This window comes from Glaciimonas soli (assembly GCF_009497155.1).
In the GTDB taxonomy this organism is placed as follows: domain Bacteria; phylum Pseudomonadota; class Gammaproteobacteria; order Burkholderiales; family Burkholderiaceae_D; genus Glaciimonas; species Glaciimonas soli.
In genome coordinates, this window is record NZ_WINI01000001.1 from 800071 (window position 1) to 823446 (window position 23376).

The following is a 23376-nucleotide window of genomic DNA, read 5'->3' on the forward strand; positions in this document are numbered from 1 at the left end:
ATGACAGTCCTTTTTTTTGTTTCACACATCAACTTTTACATCACCAACAACCGCCCGAAGGTGGTGTAACTGCGGCGCCTGCTGACGTCACATTGGATTGGACGCCGAGGTTGTTAACAACGTAGGCATAGCATACGTCGGCCGTTTGACCTCCAGTTGGAGTAGCGGTAACGGTGTAATTTGTTGGGGCAGTCTGCGTAATAGTAAAAGTGTAATAACTTGGCCCGCTTGAACTGATAACTACCGCAGCGTCTGTTGCGTAATTCAATTTAGTAGCCAAGGTTGTATAGGTGTTATTCGTAGCGAAGAATTTTTCTTCCCGCCCCGCCACTTCCAACACCGCATTCTTAGCGTCAACGCGGTGGCTTTTCAGAATGTATTGCTTATAGGACGGCAAAGCGATTGCCGCTAATATCCCGACGATGGCGACCACCATCATAATTTCTATGAGGGTGAAGCCTCGTGCCTTGGTTAACGCACGCTGAAAAGGTTGAATTGACGGATGTCGCATTTATAAATCTCTCTTCAAATTAACGCAGTTTTTGCCATGTGATCCGTTTTGCAACGAACGGTTGCGGATCAACTGGTATCGGTGTGTTGTTGGAGACGTTGGAGTCAGTACCACCGCCAGCGGAGCCGCTGCTGCCAGTGCCGCCTGTGCTACCACCACCGCTGCTTGGGCCACTAGAGCCGCTAGCGCTGCTACCGCTACTGTTGACTTGTTGTACTAGATATACCTTGCCTGTCGTAGTAGTAACAAGCGACGGTGAACCAGTGCCGCTCAGCCCGAGTCCAGAAACGATATTTGCTCCAGCTACAGTTCCAGTAGGGTTGTAACCCGAATTAGCAGATTGAGTTGCAAAGAACGAGGTTGGAAGCGCACCGCCAGTTTCTGGTGAAAGCGCCATCGTGTAACCGCTAGCCGGTTGCGCAGTGCAACTCAGTACCTGATTCACTCCTGGAATCGTGGTATTCACTAAAAAGACGCCATAGGCCGCGACCGGGTTATAAATGATTTGTTCACTGTTTGTCACTGAACCAGTTGTAGTCGACGGCAACGACAACTGCCAGCCATATTGTGTATTGCTACTTGCTGCTGAACCACACACCGTCGATCCGCTCCAGCAAACTGGATTTTGAGATACCGTGCGATAACCGGATATATTGCCGCTCGCACTATTAACGGTTTGCAATATCGTCTGCGTTGCCAAGCTAGAGACGCCAATTGTCGTCGGCCCACTAACTATTGCGTCATATTGACTGCTACTTTTAGCATTCCAGGCAGTCATATTCCAATCCCAGATTCCATAGAGCGTCTGCGTACCACTGACAAATGTCGTTGCACTCGTGAGGGTTTGTGGAAATTGTTGTCCGGTGCCAAAGGCAATGATCAACCTTGCAGGTCCGTTAGAACTAGCCGACTGGACCGCATTGACTGTCAAGCGCGTCGTGATCGGCTGTCCAGCAGCGGTGGTAAATATTGGTTTGCTTGGCGCAACCCAATTTGCTGAATTGCTACCAGTCACATCGAAACGCCACACGTTGCCTTGGAAATCCCCTGCGTACAGATAATCGGTGACATGATCTCCATCCAAATCGGCTGAGGATACATAATCGATACCGTTCTTTGCAGTTGTGCTCTTATAGCCAGTATCAAGGAAGCGAATCGTAGTTGCGCCTGTGCTGTAATTGACGGTCATGATGTAAATACCAGCCGTGCCGGTACTGCTGTTGTGACCGTTCCCAAAAATGACCGCCCAATTACCATCGTGCATTTTTCGGATAATCGGTGTGCCGTAGACACTGCCGAGGCTGCTGTTACAAGTACTGGTCTTGGTGTCGGTAGTACAGATGATGGCGCTTGAATTCCATTCCCCCTTTACAACTGTGGCCGCGTTAGCTTCCGTAAAGTTAGCAGGGTTGGTGATATCCAAGGCATAGAGATCACCGATGGCAGTACTGGTTGTGTTATTGATCGGGCCGGTCGCGTTACCACCCGCAGCTAAACCGCCAACCAGCCAAGTATGCCAGGCGCCGCCGTAGTACAGATCGCCGGTTGCGGGTGTCGCGTTGACGTAAAAGTTGTGAGCATATTGCGGTGATGAGAAATCGTATGATGTATTTGACGGATGAATACTGCTGATCACTGCGGCGGGCACGTAAGCCAGCACTTCTTGTCCATCATTAGTCGCGGCATTGAAAACAGTACCGGTCGAATCATACGCACCGGCACGGAAACCATGCAGCATGCCGTCATTGGCGCCAACATAGACGATATTTTGACGTGTATTGTTATTGCTAACGAAGGTGTTGTAGCTCGCACCATATTCTGCTATGGATTTTTGGGTAAGGAGATCTACGCCGGTATAGGTATAGTTTGATGCTGGGATACCAACCCATGTCGGGCTCGAATTCATGATGTCGCCTAAAACACCGTTGCGTCCACGGAACGCACCGCCATTGGCGATCTCCTGACTGCGATCACCACGCAAAAAGGATGTACGCTGTAATCCGTCAACGCTGCCGCCAATCAAACTTTGCTGATTGGTTGACAAACTGGCGTATTCGAAAGGAATGCCAGTCGCCGCAGTATCATTCCAGCTAAGGATGCTGCGAGCAGTTGGTGCCTGTGCTGTATTGGTACCACCGGTCGCGCTACAAGCACCGCCAGTCAGTACGCAGTTGGCATCCCAATTTGCCGTGGAATTAATCGACACCACTCCAGCACTATTGGCAACCAGATTCGATGCCGTCAGTGAGCCCCAGGAATTAACTGCATGGTAGTACGCAAAATAGACCTGTGAACCAACCTGCACCTGGGACGACTGTACGTTGGTGCCTGCTGAAGTACCAGCCTGGTTAATTTGTGCCGCTTTAAAGCAAAGAATTTCGTGAACATTACTGCCCCCACCGGTACCGGCGGTAAAGCCAAATAAGAAATTGGCTGGCAACGGGCCATTCGTGGCGGTAATAGATTGTTTAGGGATAGCGGTAATCGGCGATCCGCCGTTCACGCTAAAAGTGAGGCTCAGATAGCCATCTTGCGTAATGTTTAGTGCATAAGTAAATACGTTTGCCTTACTACGCAACGGTGCGGCAACTCCCTCCTGATTGTATATGGTCGTCGCCGGTGTCGTCGCCGTCAGCGCCGCTACCGACGCCGGCGTCCCGATCAGGCTGTAATCGTAAACTGCTTCGGTGGTTGATTGTTTATTTGCGATCGATTTCTTATTGGCATCAACAATCGTACTGCCACTCCAATTTTGCAGAAAACCAGTAGCACATGTTTTTTGTACAGCCGTGAGCAAATTGGCAGCGCTCAAACTTGATGGATAGTATTTCGGATAAGTACTCTTTAATACCGCGCCGGTGATACTACCCGCACCGCGCATTGTAATCGCCCCTGGATTAGTGCCTGGGCCGGTCGCAGTATTGTCGCCTGGGTTCGAAAAATTACCGAATTCATCAATCCCCACTGCAACGTAGCCGCCATTCAAACCATCGGATGACGGGCTTTTTGAATTGGCGCAGCTGTAACCAAGGCTACCACCGAAGGCACCTGGGGGCGGGGGCGCGGTGCCAACCATTTTGCTACTATCCATCAAGAAAAACGCGATACCGTCTGCCCCCGAAGCCTGATTGTTGCTATTACTATAACCATTGCCACCATAAGACACCGTAGAAAACGTAACTTGAACCCCTTCGCTCGTTGGGAATGGGCTGCTTGAAATAACCGCTCCCGTATTGTTATTACCATTCGATCCATTGATCTTGGTATCGCCGTTGCTCAGTCGCAGCGCACCCTGTCCAACAGGATCAGGCAACACGCCACTAACCCCGCCGACCTGAGTCTTCCCGCTGTAATAAGCAAGGCCATTGCAAGCCGGAATCGTACCGGTATTATTTCCGGCAGTAAGACAAGCGCCACCCGTAGTAACCCATGGATAAGTGGATGAAGTCCCGTTGAGCGTATCACTGACAACTAACTGCGCATAAACGGGAAGCGGAGACAACACCGCGATCGCTAATGCCCAAATTGCACTTGTATATTTTTTATTGAGTTTTTTCATTTTCTCGTCTTTTGTTTTCAATCCGAACCAAGATTTTTGGTTCGTGGGCCGACGGTCACAATACTTTGCACCACCGAAGTACTATTGGTACTACCCCCGACACCAGCCCCAGTCACTGAATAATATGCACTCTGACCGTCTGATGTTTTCCCAAGATAAGCAATATAAAGCTGTGGTGCGCTGGAATAATTAATATCAAGATTTCCATTGCCGTCAGTTACGGTACCACCACCGGCAAGAACTTTCATCGCTGGAGGCGTATAGAGTAAGGACGCAGCCCAATTTTGAGGAGTAGTCGGATTAACTAGTGCGTTGGTACATACAAGCATTTGACCGGGAGCAGTGACTGTGATCGTGTTGCTACACGCTACGCCCGTTTTAAGTATCACCCCGCTTTGCCCCAACCACCATTCACCATACTGTAGTGCGTTCTGTGCGGCTTCAAATGACCGTTCTTTCTCTCTGCTATTACCGGCTATTTTTTGCTGTATACCGTAACCGCGAAACATACTCAGGGCGAGTAAAGTCAGCATCACCAACAGCAGCATCGCCGTAATTAACACGAAGCCCTGTTGTCTTGCGTAACCTGATCGGCCCGACGTTCTCAACGAAATCAAGCCTTTGACCTTGCTACGATAATTACTAGAATAGTGATGACGACTCATGTGTTGCTCATCAAACTGATAGTGTGAACCAGCGGGGGAAGAGTTGGCGCTTTGGTTGGCGTCGCATTGACCAAGTCAAGGAAAGTAATCGTGATTTGCGTAGACATCACTTGAGCCCAATTAGCAACGGCACTTGCCGGTAGATAGGTGTCAACACTGTTTACCTTGTTTATTGTATTGACGCCATACAAGACGCTAATCGAAGCAACATTGTCGACCAGTACGCTAGGTGTACCGGGCGTTCCGCCATTTACACTGACGACACAGGTGAGCTGATTGGCAGCATTGATGGCAAAGCTGTTGGTCCAGATAACTGAGGATCCCGATGTATTGGTATCGCCCTGACAGTCCATTAAACCGTCACCGCTAGCGCTTTGAAATCGCACATTGATAGTATCACTGGCTGGGCTAGTTCCCGTGGTTCCGACAATGCCCTGCGCCGCCGCAAACGTGGTGCCATCTGGATTGGCCGTCGACGTCGCAGGTAGAGCCGCGGCTGACAGAATGCTAGTTGGATTCGGAAAATATCCTGCGGTCCGGATCGTATTGTCCAACACTGTCAGAGAAAAACGTTGACTATCCTGGACATTAGAAAGCTGACCTTGCGTGTTAAAACTGCCTTTCATGCTAATGACGATGGCGATCATTCCGGCAATCATGAATAAGCCGATAGTGATCGCGATCATCAACTCTATCAGGGTAAAACCGGATGTTTTAGGATTTTTTTTACGCATAGGGATATTGCGGGTTGGGCGCGAATGCGAAGGCTTCATCATGGCTGTACAAAGACACTAAACGACTGCGTTGCTGTTGCGCTTCCACCGGGTGCTGTCGCGGCTGTCGTTTGGTTCATGGCGACCTGATTCTCGACCCAAGTAACATATATTTGGCAACTGACTGGTTGCGCGGCGTTGCCGGTACAGTTGACGTTAGCGGTATAAGTCGGAAACTGCTGATTCATGCCGGCTACCCACGTCTGTACATCATAGGCAGCCAATGCTGCGGGAGTACATTGCGTAGCACATCCACTCGATGCCGCGTTAAGAACACCGGTCGGGTCTGTCACAGTGGTTCCCGCAGCTGAAAAAGTGCTTGCATTTACAACTGCCGTAGAAGGGGCCCAATATGCCGTATTAACATGCATGGAGGAAACCAGACTGGCCACTTGCAAGGCAATCAGCGAACGGCTTCCTGCATTGCTAGTACTGGAAACAGCCAAAGCCTGCATCTTTGCAAGCCCAAGCAATGCTACAGCGCTAACGACTATCGTAATCAACACTTCAAGCAAAGTGAAGCCGCGTACTGATTTATGCGCTTTATGAGCTTTATGATTCGAGGATGAATAATACATAGACGAAAATCTCACGTGCACGCTCCCGTACCTGATGACTGCACCTGCTGTCGACCTGTTTTTATAAGCGCCAGACATTGTGTAGCGGCGGTGTTTGTTGTGGCTGTATGAAGCGTGAATGTGACGGTACCTGTTCCGGGTAAACCAGTCGTAAAACCATCCCGGCTATACGTCACAGACGACGCAGCACTATCAGCTACAAAAGTATCGGTACCTACAAAACTTTTTTGTATGCGAAGAAAAGTCACACCCGCAGCCGGTGTTGCAGACGCAGTTGGATCGGGGAAAATTATCCATCCAGTATTCCATGTGGTAGTCCCAAGACAAGTTGCACCATCTGCTGATGCGCAAATGGTCACCGGCAAACCTTGCTCAATCGCCGATGCACGGGCAAATTGCAAATCCTTTGCAAACCCATTAATTTCTGCCTGCACACGAAATTGCTGTGTCATCGAAGTATACGAGGGAACAGCTATCACCATCAGAATTGCAGCAATGGCAATGACAACCATCAGCTCTATCAGAGTGACGCCGCGCTGGGATCGAGGAATAATATTGTTCATGGGCAACTATATTACCAGAAAGAAATCATGATACAACACTAATGTTGCCGAAAAGTGACTTTGTTACATAAATCTGTGCCAGCTATAACAAATTTGAGATTGTTTCTGTCGTGCTTGATTAACAAGCCGTTTTTACATGCTTAGTCGAGTGGTGGGAGGAGGTTGGGATCGAGTAGCAACAGAAACCATGATGAAAGTTCATTTACTAATGAACATCATCACCGCCCTTTTCGCTCGGGCACTGAAGCTAGCTTGCTAATTCATTTACACAAATACGTAAGATTTGCGAGGCGATGAAAGCTGCACGCATAAAAAAAGGACTCAGAAGAAAAACTTCCAAGTCCTATTTCTTAATACTTACAACTAAATTTTGGTCGGAGTACAAGGATTCGAACCTTGGACCCCCTGGTCCCAAACCAGGTGCGCTACCGGGCTGCGCTACACTCCGAAGAAGCAGCATGATACACACAAGTTCACGGCACAGCAACACCATTAAGAAAAATAATTTTCTGATATAAATTGTATTGAATATGGCTGAAGAATCTGCCCCGGTGTGGGCTAGCCTGAAAGAATTTGCGTAGAATAACTATAGAGACATTTCGATCAACGCCTTCCACCTACAAAATCGCTATGAACCAACTAGATCAACTCAAACAATTCACGACCATCGTTGCCGATACCGGAGATTTTCAAACGATAAAAGCCTATGCACCACGTGATGCCACTACTAATCCATCGCTCATATTAAAAGCGGTGCAAAAGCCGGAGTATGCGCCACTGCTGGCACAAGCCGTGAAAGAGCACGCGACATTGGCGACTGGTGACATTATCGACCGTTTGTTGGTGCTGTTTGGTCTGGAAATTCTGAAACTGATCCCAGGTCGCGTATCGACTGAAACTGATGCGCGACTGTCTTTTGACACCACCGGCACTGTAGAAAAAGGCCGTGCATTGATCAAGCTCTACGAAGCTGCAGGCATCTCTCGTGAGCGCATATTGATCAAAATTGCTTCAACCTGGGAAGGTATTCGCGCTGCAGAAATTTTGGAAAAAGAAGGCATACGCTGCAATTTGACGTTGTTGTTTTCGCTTCCCCAAGCGATTGCCTGCGCAGAGGCGAAAGTGCAATTGATTTCACCATTCGTTGGTCGAATTTATGACTGGTATAAAAAATCTACTGGCATCGACTACACCGGCGCCGATGACCCAGGTGTGCAGTCCGTCAAGCAAATTTACACCTATTTCCGCAAGTTTGGCTATGCCACGGAAGTAATGGGTGCCAGCTTCCGCAATACGTCGCAAATCACCGAATTGGCCGGTTGTGATTTACTCACCATCAGCCCGGATTTATTGCAAAAACTGGCAGATAGCGATGCGCCAGTTACACGTAAACTGAGTCCAGAAACAGCACGACAAGATAACGTTCAAAAAATCAACTTGAACGAATCCACTTTCCGTACGATGCTAAATGATGATGCGATGGGTACAGAAAAACTGGCTGAAGGTATACGACAGTTCAGCGTCGATGCTGTGAAACTGGAAAAAATGGTGGATGCATTGCGTTAAGTAAAGCGGATTTCCATTGGGGCGCTAAACGGCATTGAATTGAAGAGCAAGCTTCTTCAAAAAGCGCCCCACATGTGGATCGGATCTTCCTAGCGGGATATCTTCAGTGTGAAATACTTTCCAGCGATGCCCCACGCGTACGCGGTCCCATCAAACTGATAACGGCCATGACGATGAACATTGCCGCCGCGATAAAAACAAAAACACCCGGCACACCAAACTGGCCAAGTGTATAAGCAATCGCAAATGAACTGAATATCGCAGAAAAGCGGCTCCACGAATAAACAAAACCGACCGCGCGCGCCCGAATGCCTGTGGGATAAAGCTCTTGCTGATAGGCGTGGAAAGAGAACGACATAATATTATTCGTCAGCGTCAAGGTGATACCCAGCGCTACAATCATCACCGCAGTGCTGACCTGGCTGAAAATCAGACCTGCTATAACGCTGACACCTGCCATCGTGACAATAATATATTTACGCTCAAAACGGTCAGCGATTAAATAACCAATCAGCGGTCCAAGTGGTGCGGCCAAACCGATCAATGTCGTGTACAACAAACTGGAAGTGACGGCTATACCCTGCTTGATCAGCAAGGTCGGTACCCAGTTAGCGAAACCGTAAAACCCGACGGTCTGAAATATATTAAAAATAATCAACATGATGGTACGTGTGCGGTAAGGCGGTTTCCACATGTCGCTAAAAGTACCGACTTTCGCTATTGGCTCCGGCGCTCCAGGTGCCGGCAATGCCTGTCCATATTCTTCTTGCACTTTTGCTTCCAGCGCCGTGAGTATGCTGTCCGCTTCTGCCAGACGCCCTTTGCTGGCTAACCAGCGCGGACTTTCCGGCAAATGTCGTCGTATCCACCAGACTGCTCCGGCACACAAACAACCAAACAAGACTATCCAACGCCAGCCATCGACGCCAAATGGCGCATGCGGCACCAACAAATACGATAGATAAGCCGCTAATGGAATCGCAGAAAAACCAATTGCCTGGCACACCGCAAACGCCCTGCCTCGCACCTGTTTAGGTGCTAATTCGGATAAGTAAGTGCCTATGGTAATCATCTCGACACCCAGTCCGATACCCGACACAAAACGCCATGAATTCAGACCAAAGGCAGTGGTTTGAAACAGCATCACGAAATTGGCAAAGGCATACAAAAGGAGCGAGTAGGTAAAAATAGCTCTGCGACCAAAGCGATCTGCCAGAAAGCCGCAGGCGATGGTGCCAATAAACAATCCCGCAAACAACGCAGCGATGAAACTGGCGACGCCGGAGGTCCCGAACAGTCCGGGCGTTGTCGCCGTGAGGATGCCGCTCTTGACTAAACCTGGCGCAACGTAGCCGGTATAGAGCAGATCATAAATCTCGAAAAAGAAACCCAGGCTCAGCAATAAGATAAGTTTCCATACTGAGCGTGTCGTGGGGAGACGATCTAATCTGGCAGAAATACTGCCACTATCAAGGGCTATGTTGCTCATGCGTTGGGTGTTTGCCATTTATTGTTAAATATATTCAGACTACACATCGCTCTGTCCCCTCTCCTGCTTGCAGGACAGGGGTTTATTGCTAAGTTGCGCGCCTATCCAACATCGCACGCGCAATCGTACCAGCATCCACATATTCCAATTCACCACCAACCGGCACGCCACGGGCTAAACGACTCACTTTAAGCCCGCGTGCTTTCATGGTTTCACTGATGTAATGCGCCGTTGCTTCACCTTCATTGGTGAAATTAGTCGCCAACACCACTTCAGCGACGACACCATCGGTAGCGCGCGCAATCAGTTTTTCCAATTGCAAATCTTTGGGACCGATACCATCGAGTGGTGACAAACGCCCCATCAGAACGAAATACAAACCTTTGTAGGTTAATGTTTGCTCTATCATTAATTGGTCAGTAGGTGTTTCGACGACGCATAGCAAAGTCGCGTCTCGATCAGCATCGAGGCACACTTCGCACAGGTCATTCTCAGTAAAGGTATTACACAGAGAGCAGTGTCTGATTTGATCTACTGCCTGAGTCAATGCACGGCCTAACAGCGCCGCGCCATCGCGATCATGTTGCAGTAAATGATAGGCCATGCGTTGCGCCGATTTAGGCCCGACACCGGGCAAATGGCGCAATGCTTCGGTCAACAAAAGCAAACTGGAAGGAGTTTTCACACGTTATTCTTTATTTTTTAAAAACCACGATAGTTCTTTTGACCGACCGCTTCATAATGTAAAACGGTGGGGAAAGGATTATAAAAATGGTGCAACAACGCGCGCCACTCTTCATATTGCGGAGACTGACGAAAGCCTATCGTATGATGTTCCAGCGTCTGCCAATGGACCAATAAGATATAGCGATGCCGCTGCTCCAGGCAACGTTGCAGTTCATGAGAAATATATCCCGGCATGGAAGCGATAATTTTTTTCGCCTCCGCGAAAGCAGCTTCAAACTGCGTTTCTTGTCCGGGGATCACATCCAGGGTTGCCACTTCGAGTATCATATTTTCTCTTTAGCAGTAACGCTTAATTTCTCGCTTTTAATGGCTAAATCAGAACGGCAATTTAAATCCGGCAGGCATGCCAGCAGTTAAACCTGACATTTTTTCTTCTGAAGTTTTTTCTGCTTTGCGCACTGCATCGTTAAACGCCGCCGCCACCAAATCTTCAATCATATCTTTGTCATCGGCCAGCAATGATGGGTCTATCGTGACGCGCTTAACCACATTTTTACAGGTCATCACAACCTTCACCAAACCTGCACCGGATTCACCCTCTACTTCGATCAAAGCCAATTGGTCCTGTGCTTTTTTCATGTTCTCTTGCATGGCTTGCGCTTGTTTCATCAAGCCTGCTAATTGGCCCTTCATCATGGTATTGCTCCTTCTGTTCGATAAAAATTAAAGTGATGAATAGTAAATGCGAATACGCAATACGTAAATGAGATTATGTGATTAAGCCAGTGGCTCAATTGGCTTCACCGAACCAGGCACGATAGACGCACCGAATTCGCGAATTATGCTGAGGATGAAAGGATCGCTCTTGGCGACATCTTCAGCTTGCCGTTGGCGCTCCGCTTGCTCAGCTAGCGCTTTGGCACTGGCGGTGTGACGCACTGCGCCAATTTCTGTTTCCACACGCACGTTGCGGCCGAAATGTTCAGATAACGCAGCGGCCAATTTATCGATACTACCAGCCGAACGCAAAGTATCGAGTGGTATCCGCAAATGCATCTCTACCGCTGCGCCGCTGCTATCACATTTAAGTAATTCGCTTTGCTGCGCTAGCTGATGAGCGACACCGCGCACTGGCAACTGCGCGGCTAATACCGGCCAGTTACCATCCCAGTTCAAACTGGCGTCCGGATGCAATTGCAACGGCTCGACGGCGGACTCCACCATTGCCGGAGCCGCAGGTTTTGCCGGCTCCTGTTGTGTAGTCATACTTTTCCGCTCTGGTTCGATTGGCATAACTGCGGCGTGCGGCACATGCAATGACGCTTCAGGCAAGTTCCCAACACTTCGTTGCTCCGCCTCCGAACTGGCAAAACTGGTATGCGGCAAATCAGTTGGCAACGGAATTTCTTCCCACGGCGGTGCCGATGTGTCGCTTACTCTGGCAGTTGTCGCTGGTTTTGCGCTCTGCACTGGCGCCGCTGTGATTTTCGCTGCGACTGGTGCTGCCGGTGCTGCCGGCGGTGTTGATGTTCTTTGCGCTTGATTTTTATCCGTCGATGCTCCACGCGCTGCCGCTAATGCAGCCATCGCAGGACTCAATTTAGCCGTTTGATTTGGCGCCGCTGGCATGACACTGCTGCTCACTGAAGATGGTGGACTACTCAGGCGAGCGGTTGCTGGAACTGCCGGTGTTTGCTCAGCGGGTTTTGTCGGCGCACTGGCCAAGACGCTGGCGGGTACGACCGATTGCGGTCGAGCTGATATGGCAGCGCGTGCCTGGGCAGATGACGTCGCACCACCGCCATTAATTGCGCTAGCACTGTCATCGTGCTGCGGCCGAAACGCCAGCATGCGCAACAAGGTCATTGAAAAACCGGCATATTCATCTGGCGCCAAGCCCAGTTCATTGCGACCATGCACAACAATTTGATAAAACAATTGCACTTCTTCGGCATCAAATGCTGCTGCCAGGCGCAACACATCATCGCGCTCGGGCAAATCTTCAGGTAAAGCTGCAGGTACCGTTTGCGCCAAAGCGACGTGATGCAGCAAGCTGCCCAAATCCTGCAACGCCGCACTGTAGGACAAACTGCGCGTCGCCATTTCATCGGCCACGGCCAGTAATCCACTACCATCTTTATCCGCCAGCGCATCCAAAATGCGGATCAGATACGACTGATCCAATGCACCCAACATCCCCTGCACTGCTTCCAGCGTAACCTTACCTGCTGCATAGGCAATCGCCTGATCCGTCAGCGACAGCGCATCGCGCATAGAACCGTGCGCCCCTTGCGCCAATAAACGCAATGCCGGCGTTTCAAACGCAATATCTTCCTGTCCAAGAATATTATCCAGATGGCTGATGATATGGCCAGGCGGCATTTGCTTCAGGTTAAATTGCAAGCAACGCGACAGCACCGTGACTGGAATTTTTTGCGGATCAGTGGTGGCAAGGATAAATTTAACATGCTCAGGCGGTTCTTCCAGCGTCTTCAACATAGAATTGAACGCGTGATTCGTCAGCATGTGGACTTCATCGATCATATACACTTTGAAACGTGCATTGGACGGCGCATACACAGCCTGTTCCAACAATTGTGCCATTTCATCAACGCCGCGATTCGATGCGGCATCCATTTCGATGTAATCAACAAAACGCCCTGCGTCAATCGCTACACAGGCATCACACACGCCACATGGTTGCGCGGTGATTCCGCCATTACCGTCTGCCCCCTGACAATTGAGTGCCTTGGCCAGAATCCGCGATAAGGTGGTTTTACCGACTCCACGCGTACCGGTGAATAAATACGCATGATGCAAACGCTGCTGCTCAAGCGCATGGCTTAGCGCACGTACAACGTGCTCTTGACCAACGAGCGTCTCGAAATTTCTAGGGCGATATTTACGGGCAAGGACTTGATAGGACATAGTTGCTAGCGCTTGGTGTTTAACTTACGGTTGAACTTGCGGGTTGCTTCACTGTTTTACTTTAATTATTGCAGACTGCATTTTACCTTAGTGAAGCTTGGATTTTCTCGCCTGCTGAACTTAGCCGTAACTTTGAAAGCATTTTCATAAAAATTGTCGCTCGTAAATTTAATACGCAAATGCATGTAAAACAATTATTAAAAACTGACATTTCTAACAGTTACGCTATGTTTTTGCCAATATCAGAATTGGCGCGATGCAATAAAGGCAGGTAATCGCCCTCAGCCAACCTAAGGATATTGTTGTGATTAATTACAAAGGTACTGCTTTAATTACCGGTGCGTCGTCGGGTATCGGCGAAACATTCGCCAAAACCCTGGCCGCTCGTGGCATGCGTGTTGTGCTGGCCGCGCGGTCGCTGGATAAATTGCAAGCACTGGCGCAAGAATTAACCGGCAAATATGGCGTACAAGCTGACGTAATTGAGGTCGATCTGGCCGAGCCGAACGGCGCGCAGTATTTGTTTCATACGACTGAATCGCGTGGCATTCATGTGACGATGCTGATCAACAACGCGGGCTTTGCCACGCATGGTCATTTTGAAACGCGCGAACTGGCACGCGAACAAGAACAAATTATATTGAATGTTTATGCACTGACTACCCTCACCCGCCTGTATTTGCCGAAATTGCTGGTGCAATCAGGATCAGCAATTATCAATGTCGCCTCAACTGCCGCATTTCAGGCATTGCCGTTTATGGCTGTGTATGGTGCCAGCAAAGCTTTTGTGCTCTCTTTTAGTGAAGCATTATGGGGAGAACTGAAAGGCAGCAACGTGAGCATGCTGGCATTTTGTCCCGGCCCGGTGGAAACACAGTTCGCCGCGGTTGTCGGCGCTCCCGAAGCGATGGTCGGTAAACCGGATGCACCAGAATTCGTCGTGCTGAAAGCTTTGCAAGCGTTAGAAAAAAAGAAAAGTATCCTGATCCCCCGCTTTAGTCAGTATCTGCTAGCCGGCTTGGGACGACTATTACCACGACAAACCGTTATTAATATCAGCCGTGGCCTACTGCTACCAAAAGCAAAAATGGCGGTACTGGAACCGAACGGTAATTAAATAGATATCAAATACCAAATAAGTTTTAAAGCAGAAAAAACTGGCTCCGCATTCCAGCCAGGTCAACTTGACGTAACATCATAAGTCTCAACGAGGAGACGCATATGCAATGGCAAACCCATGAAATAAGCAATCAAGTTCCAGAGCTGACCGGCAATAATTTATATAGCGACGATAGGATTTTATCCGCTGGCGTACAACGCTTGGGAGCCGGCTGGCATGCGGCAGAGTTGACGCGCTACGGTGCTCAGCTTGGTAGCAAAGAAGTCTGGCAACTGGCTGATCTGGCCAATCGTCACCCCCCGGAACTGCATAGCTACGATAACTATGGCAATCGTCAAGATAGTGTCGAATTTCATCCCGCCTGGCATACCTTGCTCGCGATGCTACGCCATGAAAATCTGCACGCTTTACCGTGGACCGCATCACAACCTCAACCCGGCAAACATGTAGCACGAGCAGCGGGCTATTTTTTGCACGCGCAAGTCGAAGCCGGATCATTATGTCCAACCACCATGACTTTTGCCTCGATACCGGTGCTACAACAAGAACCGGCGTTGTTCGCGGCGTTGCAAGCGAAATTATTTTCTCGTCAACACGATCCGCGTGACTTACCGCTGGCACAAAAAAACGCTATGTTAATCGGCATGGGCATGACGGAAAAACAAGGTGGATCGGATGTTCGCAGCAATACCACGCTCGCTACTCCACTCACGGGCAGTTGTGGTCGCGGTGCCGACTACACCCTAACCGGTCATAAATGGTTTTTTTCGGCGCCGATGTGTGATGCACACTTGGTGTTGGCGCGTACGGAAATGGGTTTAAGCTGCTTTTTTGTTCCGCGCTGGCGGCCCGATGGATCTAAAAATAGCATTCTGGTACAGCGTCTCAAAGATAAACTCGGCAACCGCTCCAACTCCAGTAGCGAGGTCGAATTTCAAGATGCTTTCGGCATTATGGTCGGCGCAGAAGGTCGCGGCATTCCGACCATTATTGAGATGGCCAATTACACGCGCCTTGATTGCGTCATCGGCAGCGCCGGCCTGATGCGTCAGGCCTTGCTGCAAGCGCATCACCATGCTCGCCACCGCAGTGCATTTGGTCGTCTATTGGCCGAACAGGCCTTAATGCAAAATGTGCTGGCAGATCTGGCATTGGAGAGCGAGGCCGCAACCCTGTTAATGCTGCAATTGGCGCATGCTTTTGACCACCAGGACGACTCCTTGCAGCGTGCATGGAAGCGGATCGTGACACCGGCAGCCAAATTCTGGATTTGTAAACGTGCGCTGGAATTTACCGGAGAATGCATGGAAATCTGGGGCGGTAACGGCTATGTTGAAACCGGCCCAATGGCCCGCTTTTATCGGGAAGCACCGGTTAATTCCATCTGGGAAGGCTCTGGCAATGTCATGTGCCTTGACGTGCTACGCGCCATTGAGCGCGATACCGAAGGTTTTGCCCTCATACTAGAACAACTCGCGGCCGTAGCGCACAACCATTCAGGCTTGCAACGCTTGGTAGCAAGCTTGAAAGCCGATTTATCGATACCGCCAGATCAACGCGAAAGCATAGCACGACGATTTGTGCAGAAATTAGTGATCACCATACAAGCCAGCCTGATGCTACAGCACACGCCAGCAGAGATTGCCGATGCGTTCATCAACAGCCGAAGTGATGCCGCGGTCGGTCGGGTTTATGGCACACTAGGCGAAGCGACGACAGCCGATGTCCAACGACAGATTTTGCAACGAATTTCGCTGCATTAGTTAACGGTTTTCGCTGCATTAACTTCGTAACATTAAGTAGGTATCAAATCAGTATCAAAGCGTGCTTCAAAAAAATTAATAATATTCGGAGATCACACATGTACAAACTTACTGCTCAGCTTTTGCTGAGTACCACCACTTTTGTCTTTGCAGCACCCGCCTTTTCCGCTACACCCGACTGGATCACAAAAAGTAATGCAGATGCGCAGATCCTGTTAAAGGCGCAGGCACAATTCTATCCGGAATCAGTCTCTCAACAAGGCATGACTGGTTATGATGACAAAATCGTCGATCTCAAACCAAGATTAGAAGAACGCGAAATTAACGCCGCACAAACAGCCATCAACCAATTGCAAGTCTTATTGGACAAAGAAAACGATCCATTGCTACAACAAGACTTGCGCATCATGATTCGCTCCGGGAAATTATTTCAGGAAGGAATAGCGTTAAATCAGCGTTATCTCGTTTCCTATGAAGATGTGGGACAAGATATTTTCAGTGGTCAATTCGCACTGCTGCAGGATCAAGTTGACCCGGCACGCCGTGCCATGGCGCTGACACGTCTTAAACGTTATACGGGAATGGAAGCCGGTTATACGCCATTGATCAAATTAGCACAGAGGCGCTATGAGGAACAACGCGCCAACCCCAAACTGCTTGCCCCCTACAACAAACAAGTCGAAGAAGCCATCGGCAATACCAAGCAATACATCAGCGGCATCCGCGATCTGTATGTCAAATATAAAATTACTGGCGCGGATGCCGCTTTGGATGCATTGGAACAGCAGCTTACCGCTTACAACGCATGGACCGAAAAAGTCGTGATGCCGCATACTCGCAGTGATTTTAAGTTGCCGCCTGAACTGTATGCTTATCAACTCAAACAAATGGGGATCGACATCTCGACCGAGCGGCTGATGCGTGAGGCCCAGCTGGAATTTATTAAAACCCAGGCAGAAATGCAATTGATAGCACCTACAGTGGCAAAGTCACTGGGCATGACATCAAACGATTATCGTGACGTCATCAACATGCTCAAGAAAGAGCAGCTAGACAAGCAGTCTATCGTCCCCCAATACCATGACGTCATCGGCAAAATCGAAGCTATCATCAAGCGCGAAAATATTATTACTCTGCCACAAACGGCAATGATCATGCGCACAGCATCGGATGCCGAGAGTGCGCAAATAGCGGCACCACATATGCAACCGCCTCCGCTAATCAACAATCATGGTGAAGTGGGCGAATTTGTTTTATCACTGGGTGTGCCTGCCAGCACCGGCACTGCAAATACCAAGTTTGATGACTTCACTTACAAAGCAGCCGCATGGTCACTCACTGCGCACGAAGGTCGCCCGGGACATGAGCTGCAATTTGCCGGAATGGTAAAAGGCGGTGTATCGCTGGCCCGCAGCATTTTCGCGTTCAATAGTGTCAATGTCGAAGGCTGGGCGCTGTATTCTGAGGCGGAGATGCTGCCCTATGAGCCTGCCGATGCACAATTGGCTGCACTGGATGCACGGTTGTTACGGGCTGCGCGTGCCTTCCTCGATCCCATGCTCAATTTGGGACTGATCACACCAGAACGTGCACACGAAATTTTGGTACACGATGTCTGCGCATCGGAAGCCTTGGCGCAAGAAGAACTCGACCGCTATATGTTCCAAAGTCCAGGTCAGGCGACTTCTTATTTTTACGGCTATTCGCGCTTAATGCAATTGCGAGCAGAAACCCAAATCGCCATGGGAGCAGCATTTAACCGTAAAGCATTCAATGATTTTATTGTTAGCCAAGGCTTGCTGCCACCAGATGAAATGTCGACGGCAGTGAAGAAAGAATTTGTTCAGGCGAATAAAAGCAGTACGAGTAAATCTTGAGTCTAAATAAGTAACTGATATCCATAATTTAACCACCGTCATTCCCGCGTACGCGGGAATGACGACGGTGTATGTGTGACATCGGCTCAAGATTCATGAAAAATAAAAATGCGCCGACGGCGCATTTTTATTTTAGAACAAAGTATTCATACAATATGGCTCAATACCTATCAAGCCCCGTCAAACAGTTTCAAAATATCATGCTTCTCTTTTTCATGTTTCTCTTGATCCTCTGGCGTCATTGGTGTGCCATCGTCGTTTACATCAACACCACCACCGTTGCCTCCGCTACCTAAACCCAGCGTCGCGATGAAGCCATTGCCTGGTGTGAAATTATCAAAATACAATTCGTCATTGATTTTGGTCAAACCATCCGGTTGTGACATCTGAGTTTGCGGCACGCCATTTAAAGCTTGTCGCATATAGCTAACCCAGATCGGCAACGCTAGTTGCGCACCGAATTCGCGGCTACCCAGGCTTTTCGGCTGGTCATATCCCATCCATGCAACCGCGACCAGGGAATTTTGGTAGCCAGCAAACCAACCGTCAAACGCGTCATTGGTGGTACCCGTTTTACCGGCCAAATCAGTGCGCCCCAAAACATTCGTTCCCGCACCTGTACCACGTTGCGCAACTGACTGCAACATGCTGGTCATCACATAACTATTGCGCGCGTCCAACACGCGAGGCGCATTAACGCCAGCGACTTGAGGCTCTGTTTTAGAAATCGTGTTCCCTCGCGCATCGGTCACTTGTGAAATTAAATAAGGATTGACGCGATACCCGCCATTCGCCAACACGGCATAAGCACCGGCAAGTTGCAATGGTGTGGTCTGCCCGGCACCCAACGCAGTTGGTAAATATGGTGGGATTTTATCGCGGTCAAAACCGAAATGCGACGTCACGAAATCCTGCGCATATTGCACGCCAATGGCATCCATCAAACGCACGGTCACCAGATTTTTGGAGCGCTGCAAGCCAGTACGCATAGGCATAGGACCATCGGGTTGATCATCGTCTTTTGGTTCCCAATTCGGCTTACCCAAGCCGGCAGGATAAGAGACTGGGGCATCATTGATCATTGATGCCGGGCCAAAACCTTTTTCCAGCGCTGCAGAATAGATAAACGGTTTAAACGTAGAACCCGGTTGACGCCATGCCTGGGTTACGTGGTTGAATTTATTTTGATTAAAATCGAAACCACCAATCAACGTTTTGATCGCACCGGTTTGTGGTGTCAGCGATACCAAAGTCGCTTCTACTGCCGGCAATTGGGTAATTTGCCAGCCTTTTTTATCCGCGCCTAAACCTTGTGTGACACGAATCACAGAGCCTGTCTGGATACGGTTTTTACCCGCTTTAGCGGAGAGCGCCGAAGCTGCAAAACGTACACCTTCACCACTCATGGTAATCACTGTTTCATCGCGCAGCATGGCGGTGACTTGTCTGCCATCGTTGCTCAATACGATGGCTGGCACGATGTCGCCATTGTCCGGACGATCCTGCAGAGCATCATTGATAGCCTGATCTCTATCATCACCGGCGGCTGGCAATTCAAGCCAGCCTTCCGGCCCGCGATAGCCATGACGACGGTCATAATCCATCACACCCTTGCGTACCGCCTCGTAACCGGCCATCTGATCTGCGGCGTTGAGGGTGGTTGTGACGATCAAACCGCGCGTATAAATATCGTCCTTATATTGGGCGTACAGCATTTGTCGCACCATTTCAACCGCGTATTCAGCGTTGACGCTGTAGTTATTCCCGGTTGGTTTGACTTTGATGTCTTCTGCCAGCGCCTGTGTGTATTGTTCGTCTGTGATGAAGCCTAACTCCTTCATCCGTTTCAAAATATATTCTTGTCGAATCCGTGCACGCTTAGGATTAACCACAGGATTGTAGGCCGATGGCGCTTTCGGCAAACCAGCCAGCATCGCCGCCTGTGCCAGCGTCACGTCTTTCAGGTCTTCACCAAAATAAGCCCGTGCTGCAGCAGCAAAACCGAAGGAACGTTGACCGAGGAAAATCTGATTCATGTAGACCTCAAGAATTTGATCCTTGGTCAAGGCACTTTCGATTTTGTAGGCCATCATGATTTCGTAAATTTTGCGGGTATACGTTTTCTCACTGCTTAAGAAAACATTACGCGCAACCTGCATCGTAATCGTACTCGCTCCCTGCGAATGGCCGCCATGAATAATATCGGTCAACACTGCGCGCAGCATGCCGATCACATCAATCCCGCCGTGCTGATAAAAACGCGCGTCCTCAATCGCCACCACTGCATTTTTCATATTCGCAGGAATGTCTTGCAACTTGACCAGACTACGGCGCTCTTCACCGAATTCGCCAATGAGTACATGATCGGCGGTATAAATTCTTAACGGTACTTTGGGACGATAATCCGTAATCGCATCCAGACTAGGTAATTGCGGTTGCATCACGACTAAGGCATATGCCACCAGCAAACCAGCTATCACCCCGGCAGCAACCACCAACCCTAAGATAGTAAACAGCAGCCCAGCCAACAGCGAACCACGCTGCGGTTTCGGTTGGACGATAGATTTATTGAATGGATGGCTTGTAGATACGATTGGCTTCGAGGTTTGTGGTCGCAATGGTTTTTTACTCGGCTTAGATGTGAATAACATAACTAATTGATAATGTAGGCTTCCGCAAAATTGCCCCAACTTCGGGCTTACTTTCTCCTTTTACCAACCTTGAGCACAAAGACAGTAAAAATACGACTAGGAGTCATTAAGCCGCTGAGGCGATTTTGCAGAAGTCCTTTATTTGAGAAGTGAGGCCTGTATCCTACAGCATGCAGCTAGCCCGACGCCCAATATGACTGTAAGCAACTGTAAAAGTGCCTATTAATTAGTCATCAATTAGTCATTAACCAGGTATGAATTACCTAATCAACAAGTTGCGTATCATATCATTTGTGGCACTAGCGGCAACTTCCGGGCTCTCTAACGGAAACAAATGGCCACCGGGTAAATGGCGGAAATACTCGCCAACCAGTCGCTTGGTCGCTGCCAGTCCAGCATGTCGGCATTCGACAGAGTCAACGCCGCCAATGAAGCCCACGGGCACAGGGAAATTACCTTTCACTACACGACCAAAATGATGCGGCAATGTCCGGTAAACGGCCGTTTCGATGTCACGACGAAAACGTAAAGTCAAATTACCGTCTTGCTGCAGCATCCCGTGCTCAACATAATCCCGAATCACTTCTCGCGGCCACAGCGCGAATACGGCTTTACTAGAAAAATGCTGATAAGCCGCTTCTGCATCTGGCCATTGATTACGGCGTTTTGCTGAAAACCGTGCGGGGGAAAATCTCATATCTAGTTTTAAGGCTTTCGCAACTCCCAGCAGTCCGGCACGCCAGCCGGCCACCACCGGCGTATCGAGTAACACCACACAGCGTACAAGGTCGGGACGCTGCCTGGCCGCCATTAACGACAATGCGCCCCCCATCGAATGCCCGAGCAGAATCACTGGTTCCTGATAACGCTTGCTTAACTCATCAATCAATTCTTGCATTAATGCCGGCCAGCCATCGGTCACTGGATAGACTGGATTATGGGCATGCATTTCCAGTGCACGAACATCATAATCATTGCGCAACAGATCAAGAAAGCGACTATATGTTCCGGCTGGAAAACTATTGCCATGTACAAAATGCACAATTGGACGACTATTTGAGACCATAAATGATGCCATAACGTTTATGCAATGAAAGAAGGCCTCATTAAAGACCTAAAACAAGACTCTCAACAAAGGAAATTTTAGAGTTCTAGATCGATTATTGCGGAAAACACAATAAGTATCTGTTTTAAGTACGCGCACAAAACAGTTTAGTTTATGTATTCCGATGCCAGCAGCAATGCGGGTAGCAGAAAATTTGACCTGCACGTGGGCGCAACCGCGCCCTCAATGAATGGCAAGGAGGGTCGCATAGACAGGTTAGTGAACATACTTGCATTAGCGTTAAAACAAAGCGTATCAAAATCATGTAACTAACGTTTGATGAAGATAGTTTCCTAGACTAAACTAAATGTGGACTGAAATATTGGTGGCCACTCTCTGAAATCTATGCGGTTTTCTTGGAGCGCTCTCATGCAAAATAAGATTCCCCGCCTTACGCTCTGCTTAGCCGTCAGTATCATATTAATGCTGCTCGCCTTTCGTTTTCGCGAATATGACACCCTGCTTTCCGTTTCGCTCTACAAAGCGCATTTGCTTTCGCTGGGTGGCTGGGGCGGTTATTGGATAGATTGGGCCATTTTCCCTTATGCCCGTCCGCGTGATTTTCATGTGAAAGGAAATCAACAGGCATTACAAATAGCCAGTTTACGCCGCGCCATTATTGTTGCAGCCAGTTTAATTTGTATTGGATTAGCGGCCTGACGTTAACCGCTCAAGCCATCTCTCAATCTGACTTTCATCATGAAAAATAAAAAACATGACGATCGCAGTCGGCGCAATCAGCGTAATTGGAGAACGACATTCAGCTGGCTTAGCGCGCTTAAACAGCGCTGGCCGAAGACCATCGCATTTATCAACGGCGGTATTTTTTTTGTATTTTTTTTAGCGTTGATTTTTCCTCTTATACCACCTCAGTGGTATACCGAAAATGAACCAATCGCTGCTGCGCCACAGCCAGAAGTATCCATTCCAAGCGACTCAGAATCGCCGGAGGAATTAGCAAAAATCCAGGCAGAACAAAATACTCCCGACGCCAGAAAATATCGACATCAGTTACGCCAGGAGGCGCATATGGTATGGGGATTGGATGCGCCAGTCTCCACCTTTGCCGCACAAATTCATCAGGAAAGCATGTGGAATGAAACGATAAAAAGTCGGGTTGGCGCTGAAGGATTATCACAATTCATGCCAGCCACGGCAACCTGGATTAGCCGCTTATATGATGATCTGAAACAGAATCAACCGACCAATCCGATTTGGTCCATGCGTGCCTTGGTGCGCTACGATAAATTTCTTTACGATAGAGTCGTGGCTGCCAATCCTTGCGAACGCATGGCCTTTGCCTTGTCCGCATACAACGGCGGACTCGGCTGGGTATTCAAGCGTAAAGAGAAATCAAAAGATCCACTGGTTTGCTTTAACGAAACCTGCGATATCAATCCCGGCATAACGCCGGGCAATCAAAAAGAAAATGTTGATTATCCGCGCCGGATTTTATTGCTGCATGCCCCTTTGTATGTGAGAGATGGCTGGGGACCTGAGAGTTGTAAAACGACGTTGTTAGCGTCGCGTTGAGCGCAAAA

The 23376-nt window shown here is 49.1% G+C and carries 19 protein-coding genes and 1 tRNA gene; 6 read left to right on the top strand and 14 right to left on the bottom strand.

From position 1 onward, the window contains the following. Nucleotides 1-40 precede the first annotated feature (40 nt). The 7 genes from GEV47_RS03740 to GEV47_RS03770 all read right to left on the bottom strand — a co-directional run bounded on the left by GEV47_RS03740 (nt 41) and on the right by GEV47_RS03770 (nt 7097). Nucleotides 41-511 carry a type IV pilin protein gene (locus GEV47_RS03740; protein ID WP_153233334.1) on the bottom strand — a complete coding sequence of 157 codons (471 nt, stop codon included), beginning with the start codon at nt 509-511 and terminating at the stop codon, nt 41-43. Nucleotides 512-530: 19 nt separating this feature from the next. After that, on the bottom strand, nt 531-4070 hold the full coding sequence (locus GEV47_RS03745; RefSeq protein ID WP_153233335.1) for a pilus assembly protein: 3540 nt from the start codon (nt 4068-4070) through the stop codon (nt 531-533). A 17-nt stretch (nt 4071-4087) separates the two neighbouring features. Next, nucleotides 4088-4735: a pilus assembly PilX family protein gene (locus GEV47_RS03750; protein WP_153233336.1), complete on the bottom strand. Its 648-nt coding sequence runs from the start codon at nt 4733-4735 to the stop codon at nt 4088-4090. Next, the gene (locus GEV47_RS03755) at nt 4732-5511 is read right to left on the bottom strand and encodes a PilW family protein (RefSeq protein WP_153233337.1); all 780 of its coding nucleotides are present in this window, start codon (nt 5509-5511) and stop codon (nt 4732-4734) included. Before GEV47_RS03755 ends, GEV47_RS03750 begins: the two co-directional genes overlap by 4 nt. Beyond that, on the bottom strand, nt 5508-6086 hold the full coding sequence (locus GEV47_RS03760) for a prepilin-type N-terminal cleavage/methylation domain-containing protein (protein ID WP_153233338.1): 579 nt from the start codon (nt 6084-6086) through the stop codon (nt 5508-5510). The genes GEV47_RS03755 and GEV47_RS03760 overlap by 4 nt, the downstream gene beginning before the upstream one ends. Nucleotides 6087-6097: 11 nt before the next feature. After that, nucleotides 6098-6649, bottom strand: a complete 552-nt coding sequence (locus GEV47_RS03765) for a GspH/FimT family pseudopilin (RefSeq protein WP_153233339.1) — start codon at nt 6647-6649, stop codon at nt 6098-6100. Between the two features lie 371 nt (nt 6650-7020). Next, nucleotides 7021-7097 (bottom strand) — tRNA-Pro (locus tag GEV47_RS03770). A gap of 182 nt (nt 7098-7279) precedes the next feature. Between GEV47_RS03770 and tal the strand changes: the two genes are divergently transcribed. Beyond that, the gene (gene tal, locus GEV47_RS03775) at nt 7280-8215 is read left to right on the top strand and encodes a transaldolase (RefSeq protein WP_153233340.1); all 936 of its coding nucleotides are present in this window, start codon (nt 7280-7282) and stop codon (nt 8213-8215) included. Nucleotides 8216-8318: 103 nt separating this feature from the next. Here tal and GEV47_RS03780 read toward each other — a convergent pair whose 3' ends face one another. From GEV47_RS03780 to GEV47_RS03800, 5 genes are all read right to left on the bottom strand, one after another. Further along, nucleotides 8319-9704, bottom strand: coding sequence for an MFS transporter (locus tag GEV47_RS03780; protein ID WP_228124545.1), 1386 nt, complete (start codon nt 9702-9704; stop codon nt 8319-8321). Nucleotides 9705-9792: 88 nt separating this feature from the next. Further along, the gene (recR, locus tag GEV47_RS03785; protein ID WP_322741535.1) at nt 9793-10389 is read right to left on the bottom strand and encodes a recombination mediator RecR; all 597 of its coding nucleotides are present in this window, start codon (nt 10387-10389) and stop codon (nt 9793-9795) included. A gap of 17 nt (nt 10390-10406) precedes the next feature. Next, the gene (locus tag GEV47_RS03790; protein WP_153233342.1) at nt 10407-10718 is read right to left on the bottom strand and encodes an antibiotic biosynthesis monooxygenase family protein; all 312 of its coding nucleotides are present in this window, start codon (nt 10716-10718) and stop codon (nt 10407-10409) included. A 48-nt stretch (nt 10719-10766) separates the two neighbouring features. Next, nucleotides 10767-11087, bottom strand: coding sequence for a YbaB/EbfC family nucleoid-associated protein (locus GEV47_RS03795; protein WP_153233343.1), 321 nt, complete (start codon nt 11085-11087; stop codon nt 10767-10769). Between the two features lie 81 nt (nt 11088-11168). Continuing rightward, nucleotides 11169-13319 (bottom strand): DNA polymerase III subunit gamma/tau, encoded by a 2151-nt coding sequence (locus tag GEV47_RS03800; RefSeq protein ID WP_153233344.1) that lies wholly within the window; start codon nt 13317-13319, stop codon nt 11169-11171. A gap of 304 nt (nt 13320-13623) precedes the next feature. On the opposite strand from GEV47_RS03800, the gene GEV47_RS03805 reads away from it, so the two are divergent. From GEV47_RS03805 to GEV47_RS03815, 3 genes are all read left to right on the top strand, one after another. Further along, nucleotides 13624-14436: an SDR family NAD(P)-dependent oxidoreductase gene (locus tag GEV47_RS03805; RefSeq protein ID WP_322741536.1), complete on the top strand. Its 813-nt coding sequence runs from the start codon at nt 13624-13626 to the stop codon at nt 14434-14436. A gap of 104 nt (nt 14437-14540) precedes the next feature. Continuing rightward, complete coding sequence (locus tag GEV47_RS03810; protein WP_153233345.1) at nt 14541-16202, top strand: isovaleryl-CoA dehydrogenase; 1662 nt, start codon at nt 14541-14543, stop codon at nt 16200-16202. Between the two features lie 98 nt (nt 16203-16300). After that, on the top strand, nt 16301-18079 hold the full coding sequence (locus GEV47_RS03815; RefSeq protein WP_153233346.1) for a DUF885 domain-containing protein: 1779 nt from the start codon (nt 16301-16303) through the stop codon (nt 18077-18079). 170 nt (nt 18080-18249) lie between these two features. Here the strand turns inward: GEV47_RS03815 and GEV47_RS03820 are convergent, their stop codons facing one another. Together GEV47_RS03820 and GEV47_RS03825 are read right to left on the bottom strand one after the other, a co-directional pair. Next, entirely contained in the window at nt 18250-20730 is a 2481-nt protein-coding gene (locus tag GEV47_RS03820; RefSeq protein ID WP_153233347.1) for a penicillin-binding protein 1A, read from the bottom strand. A 259-nt stretch (nt 20731-20989) separates the two neighbouring features. Then, nucleotides 20990-21796, bottom strand: a complete 807-nt coding sequence (locus GEV47_RS03825; RefSeq protein WP_194270585.1) for an alpha/beta fold hydrolase — start codon at nt 21794-21796, stop codon at nt 20990-20992. A gap of 408 nt (nt 21797-22204) precedes the next feature. Here GEV47_RS03825 and GEV47_RS03830 point away from each other — a divergent pair, with 408 nt between their 5' ends. Both GEV47_RS03830 and GEV47_RS19470 read left to right on the top strand, forming a co-directional pair. Continuing rightward, nucleotides 22205-22495: a putative holin gene (locus GEV47_RS03830; protein ID WP_228124546.1), complete on the top strand. Its 291-nt coding sequence runs from the start codon at nt 22205-22207 to the stop codon at nt 22493-22495. Nucleotides 22496-22534: 39 nt separating this feature from the next. Then, entirely contained in the window at nt 22535-23368 is an 834-nt protein-coding gene (locus GEV47_RS19470; RefSeq protein ID WP_228124547.1) for a transglycosylase SLT domain-containing protein, read from the top strand. The last annotated feature ends 8 nt before the right edge of the window (nt 23369-23376 follow it).

Bases quoted from the DNA above. Each gene is read 5' to 3' on its own strand.
- GEV47_RS03740 (WP_153233334.1), bottom strand. From the start codon at position 511: ATGCGACATCCGTCAATTCAACCTTTTCAGCGTGCGTTAACCAAGGCA.
- GEV47_RS03745 (WP_153233335.1), bottom strand. From the start codon at position 4,070: ATGAAAAAACTCAATAAAAAATATACAAGTGCAATTTGGGCATTAGCG.
- GEV47_RS03750 (WP_153233336.1), bottom strand. From the start codon at position 4,735: ATGAGTCGTCATCACTATTCTAGTAATTATCGTAGCAAGGTCAAAGGC.
- GEV47_RS03755 (WP_153233337.1), bottom strand. From the start codon at position 5,511: ATGATGAAGCCTTCGCATTCGCGCCCAACCCGCAATATCCCTATGCGT.
- GEV47_RS03760 (WP_153233338.1), bottom strand. From the start codon at position 6,086: ATGTATTATTCATCCTCGAATCATAAAGCTCATAAAGCGCATAAATCA.
- GEV47_RS03765 (WP_153233339.1), bottom strand. From the start codon at position 6,649: ATGAACAATATTATTCCTCGATCCCAGCGCGGCGTCACTCTGATAGAG.
- tal (WP_153233340.1), top strand. From the start codon at position 7,280: ATGAACCAACTAGATCAACTCAAACAATTCACGACCATCGTTGCCGAT.
- GEV47_RS03780 (WP_228124545.1), bottom strand. From the start codon at position 9,704: ATGAGCAACATAGCCCTTGATAGTGGCAGTATTTCTGCCAGATTAGAT.
- GEV47_RS03790 (WP_153233342.1), bottom strand. From the start codon at position 10,718: ATGATACTCGAAGTGGCAACCCTGGATGTGATCCCCGGACAAGAAACG.
- GEV47_RS03795 (WP_153233343.1), bottom strand. From the start codon at position 11,087: ATGATGAAGGGCCAATTAGCAGGCTTGATGAAACAAGCGCAAGCCATG.
- GEV47_RS03800 (WP_153233344.1), bottom strand. From the start codon at position 13,319: ATGTCCTATCAAGTCCTTGCCCGTAAATATCGCCCTAGAAATTTCGAG.
- GEV47_RS03810 (WP_153233345.1), top strand. From the start codon at position 14,541: ATGCAATGGCAAACCCATGAAATAAGCAATCAAGTTCCAGAGCTGACC.
- GEV47_RS03815 (WP_153233346.1), top strand. From the start codon at position 16,301: ATGTACAAACTTACTGCTCAGCTTTTGCTGAGTACCACCACTTTTGTC.
- GEV47_RS03820 (WP_153233347.1), bottom strand. From the start codon at position 20,730: ATGTTATTCACATCTAAGCCGAGTAAAAAACCATTGCGACCACAAACC.
- GEV47_RS03825 (WP_194270585.1), bottom strand. From the start codon at position 21,796: ATGGTCTCAAATAGTCGTCCAATTGTGCATTTTGTACATGGCAATAGT.
- GEV47_RS03830 (WP_228124546.1), top strand. From the start codon at position 22,205: ATGCAAAATAAGATTCCCCGCCTTACGCTCTGCTTAGCCGTCAGTATC.
- GEV47_RS19470 (WP_228124547.1), top strand. From the start codon at position 22,535: ATGAAAAATAAAAAACATGACGATCGCAGTCGGCGCAATCAGCGTAAT.